4 protein-coding genes are annotated in these 3,546 nt (G+C 31.4%); 2 read left to right on the top strand and 2 right to left on the bottom strand.

Features of this window, described 5'->3' with window-relative positions; all coding sequences use genetic code 11:
* Window positions 1-134: 134 nt before the first annotated feature.
* Window positions 135-413 carry a plasmid mobilization protein gene (locus IV84_RS10025; protein WP_003625288.1) on the top strand — a complete coding sequence of 93 codons (279 nt, stop codon included), beginning with the start codon at window positions 135-137 and terminating at the stop codon, window positions 411-413.
* Window positions 403-705, top strand: coding sequence for a type II toxin-antitoxin system YafQ family toxin (locus IV84_RS10020; protein WP_005917927.1), 303 nt, complete (start codon window positions 403-405; stop codon window positions 703-705). The genes IV84_RS10025 and IV84_RS10020 overlap by 11 nt, the downstream gene beginning before the upstream one ends.
* 124 nt (window positions 706-829) lie before the next feature.
* Here the strand turns inward: IV84_RS10020 and IV84_RS10015 are convergent, their stop codons facing one another.
* On the bottom strand, window positions 830-1,588 hold the full coding sequence (locus tag IV84_RS10015) for a hypothetical protein (RefSeq protein WP_054712679.1): 759 nt from the start codon (window positions 1,586-1,588) through the stop codon (window positions 830-832).
* Between the two features lie 956 nt (window positions 1,589-2,544).
* Window positions 2,545-3,441, bottom strand: an 897-nt coding sequence (locus tag IV84_RS10005) for a replication initiation protein (RefSeq protein ID WP_155515920.1), incomplete at its 3' end; no start/stop codon positions are given.
* Window positions 3,442-3,546: the final 105 nt, after the last annotated feature.

The raw sequence follows: 3,546 nt of genomic DNA, 5'->3' as shown, positions 1-3,546 counted from the left end.
AATCTTTGATGGGTAAGACAACTTGTTGCATAAGCTGTTAGTTCCTTTACTTTAAAATTAATTTAGTTGCAGAAAACCTAAAAATCGAATATTATAATGTAGTACGATGGTAAACTTAAAGGAGGCGGATTAGAATGAGTAATACTATTATTAAAAACAAGACAATTTCAACTCGTGTAACACCTGACATTAGTGAACGGGCTAAAGCTAATCTAGCAAAACAAGGGCTAACCGTTTCTGAGTATATACGCTTATCGTTAGTTAAAGCGGCCAATAATGAAGTTCGATTAGTCAGCTTTTTAGATTCTCCGGAAGCCTTAGCCGCTAAAAAAGAAGCAGAAACAGGGCAGGTCAAAAACATTGGTTCATTGACTGACTTTGAAGATTGGATCGATAAGTTAGATGCAAATTAAACAGACCAAATCTTTTGAACGTGAATTAAAAAAACTAGTCAAAAAACATTTCCCAATAACTGTCTTGAAGCCTTGTTTAGAAGCAATTGTTGAACAAGATGTACTTGTTTTGAAACAGATTAAAGATCATGCATTAAAAGGAAATTGGCGTGGCTATCGTGAATTTCACCCTGCCAGATATGGAAACTATGGTAAAAATTATGACAACTGGATTGTTATTTATCAGCTAGATCATGATGAATTGATTTTGTTATTGGTTGCAACTGGCTCCCATGAAATCTTGAATCAATAGCTATAGTTTAGGGGCACTTATAAAAAAATAAATTAAAATAGCCCCCAATATCTACATTATAGATATTGGGGGCTATTCTTTCAATGTTTTTGAGGGGTTATTTGTTAAAAATGACCCCTAATTTTTATTTTCTTAAATAAGTTTGATATAAATCAACCAATAATTTTATTTTTTCTTTTGTTTTTGTTGATCCACTACCGGATATTTCTGTTTCAAGAAGTAACTGTGTAATTTCATCTATTTTAGAACCATCAACAGCGTCTATGTCAGTATAGGCAGTTTGAGAATCGCTTATATCTGAAATCATATCCTCTTCAACACTTAAAATTATTATAGGATTATTGATTTTGTACTTTATATTGGACTCAAAGAATCTGTAAGTGATATATTTATTGTCTTTTTTAAATATTACATATGCTTGAAGTTTATAATTTATTTTTTCTAGTAGCTTTATAGATTCTTGAGTTTTTTCATTTATGATTATGGGACTGGTTGGTAACAACACAGTAGTAGTTGATTTTCCTAGTCCTTTAAGTCGACGAATTAATCCAAGGTCAATAAGTTTAGTATTCCAGTTAGTTATAGATTTGGTAGTTGTTTGTAATTTCTTTGCTAATGCATCTATTGACCAAAAAGAACTTCCCCGATCATTGTTAGCTTTTAGTACATATAGAATATATAGAGAAAGCGGACCGGATTTGAGTAGAGGTAGGTAATTTGATATATCACTTAAACGTGCAAAAGCAACTTGCGCTTGTTTGTATCCATGATTAACAAAAAGGGAATACAATTGTTCATATTCTTGTATGCTTCCTTCGTAGCCAGTCTCTGCTTGATTCTTTTTTATGAGAGATAAAGCATCTTTATTTGATTTATTATCCATAATGACTTTCCCTTTCTTTTTCTATAATTTTTTTCTGCAATAAAGAACATTACTGCAATAAGTTCCTAAGAGCTGATGTGTATAGTCTCGTATAGTAAATAGTATAGTTTTATATAGCTTAGTATAGTCCTCGTATAGTCTTATGTATAGTTAGATGGTAGAAAAACGTTGATATCTACAAAAAAATACGACCTCCATAGAAAACTGATTCTTTCAACTTTCTATGGAGGTCGTATTTTTTGTAGATTATGTGGTAAAATAAATGTGTCTTAAGGAAAAGTCAGGCTTTAAGATACATTACTGATTGGATCTGATAATATTAACAAATATGTTGAACAGGCCTAAAGTTCAATTGATTGCAGTCAATTTTTTGCAGGGCCTATAAAACAAAGCTAAAATGTTTATGAGCTTGAGTTGTAAAAATAAGCATCTTCCTATAAGACATGATAACACTTTTTTTAAATGTTATCATGTCTTATTTTTTAACCAAAATTTCCACCAAGCGTTACTTTTTTGTTTTAAATTTAAATTATCATATTTAATTTTTATAGAATTAGTGGTCTCAAGTTCTTCAACTTTCTTTTCAGTCATCAATTGTAGTTGTTGTGATTGATCCAATAATTTTTGCATTGATTTTAATTGTTCATCTTTTTCTTTAATTTGGCTATCTTTGATTGCCAATTGTTGGTTGAGCAATTCTATTGTATCTGTATTCCTATTACCAGCGTTACTAGTAAATGCTTTCTCTCTTGGTTCCTGGTTGTTGCCACCATCGAAATGCTTTTTTAACAGCAAATAACCTGAATTGGCAACAACTAAAGTTTGTACTCCGTTCCTAGTCACAGTTTGTACATAGTTTGCCCTAAAGTTTGCATCTAATTTTTTCCTAATTGCTTGTTTTGATACACCAAATTCATCAGCAAGTTCTCTAATAGTTTTAGGCATGATTTCCAAANTGCTTCTTGTCTTGCTTGATCTCTTATTTTTTGATCATGTTCAGCTTGTTTTTCAGCCAGTACCTGTTTTTCAGTTGTTCCTAAAGGCAAGCATTTAACTTTGTCAATTGCACGCCACTTTTCTTTATCTGATAATTCATCATTGTGCTGAATGTTAAAGAGTTTTTGACGCTCATCTTGAAATTTGCCTTGAGAAAAATCATTTGCGTCCTTTCTTTCAGGTTTCCAAGTAAAAGAATAACCGATAACTGGTTTTCCTCTGCCTTTACCATATTTTTTTCTAATCGTTAGCCCTCTAAAAAGCGGGGTTAATTCTTCTCTAATTGGCTTAATAACCTTTTTGTCAACATTTGAAGGACTATTCCAATAACTTTTAGGTATATCAAGCAATTCAAAAAAATCTTCTTTAGAGAAATAAGAATAGCCAGTAGTTCGAAATTGCTTAATTAGACGAAACATTGTTTTAGCGTAACTGCTTTTTAAATTTCTAAATTCTGTTAGGGCATAACGAACCCAACTTTCAAGATTATTTAGAAGTTTCAATGCCTTGGGATAAATCTGAATATCAACATAAGGTTCTTCAGCTTCACCTTTAATTTCAAATTCAGTAAACATAACAAAAAATTCACGATTTAAGCCACTCTTACTTCTACGGCCAAACCTAAGGCTGAGGATCTTTTGGTATGTATTTTCAATATCATCAATAAAACGTTTATTTGCGGTTGGTTTATAGTTACTAAGCTCTTTTAACTGGTCAAAAGAGAAACGAACAGTTTTATTCCCTTGATCCCGCATGCGGGAAACAATTGAAAAAAATAAATTCATCTCAATTGGGGTAAATTTTCTCAAGGGAATAGTATTCAACTCAGGATCATACTTAACTAACTCATTAGACATGATTATCACCTCAAACACATATTAAAATAAAAGTACCTTTTTATCAAGTACAGAACTTATAAAGGTACTTGATTAACAGACAAAAGGTACTTGATAAACAGACAA

Origin of the sequence: Pediococcus damnosus, from assembly GCF_001437255.1 — a bacterium.
Classification (GTDB): Bacteria; Bacillota; Bacilli; order Lactobacillales; family Lactobacillaceae; genus Pediococcus; species Pediococcus damnosus.
This window is presented reverse-complemented; position numbering and strand designations above follow the sequence as displayed.

Bases quoted from the DNA above. Each gene is read 5' to 3' on its own strand.
- IV84_RS10015 (WP_054712679.1), bottom strand. From the start codon at position 1,588: ATGGATAATAAATCAAATAAAGATGCTTTATCTCTCATAAAAAAGAAT.
- IV84_RS10025 (WP_003625288.1), top strand. From the start codon at position 135: ATGAGTAATACTATTATTAAAAACAAGACAATTTCAACTCGTGTAACA.
- IV84_RS10020 (WP_005917927.1), top strand. From the start codon at position 403: ATGCAAATTAAACAGACCAAATCTTTTGAACGTGAATTAAAAAAACTA.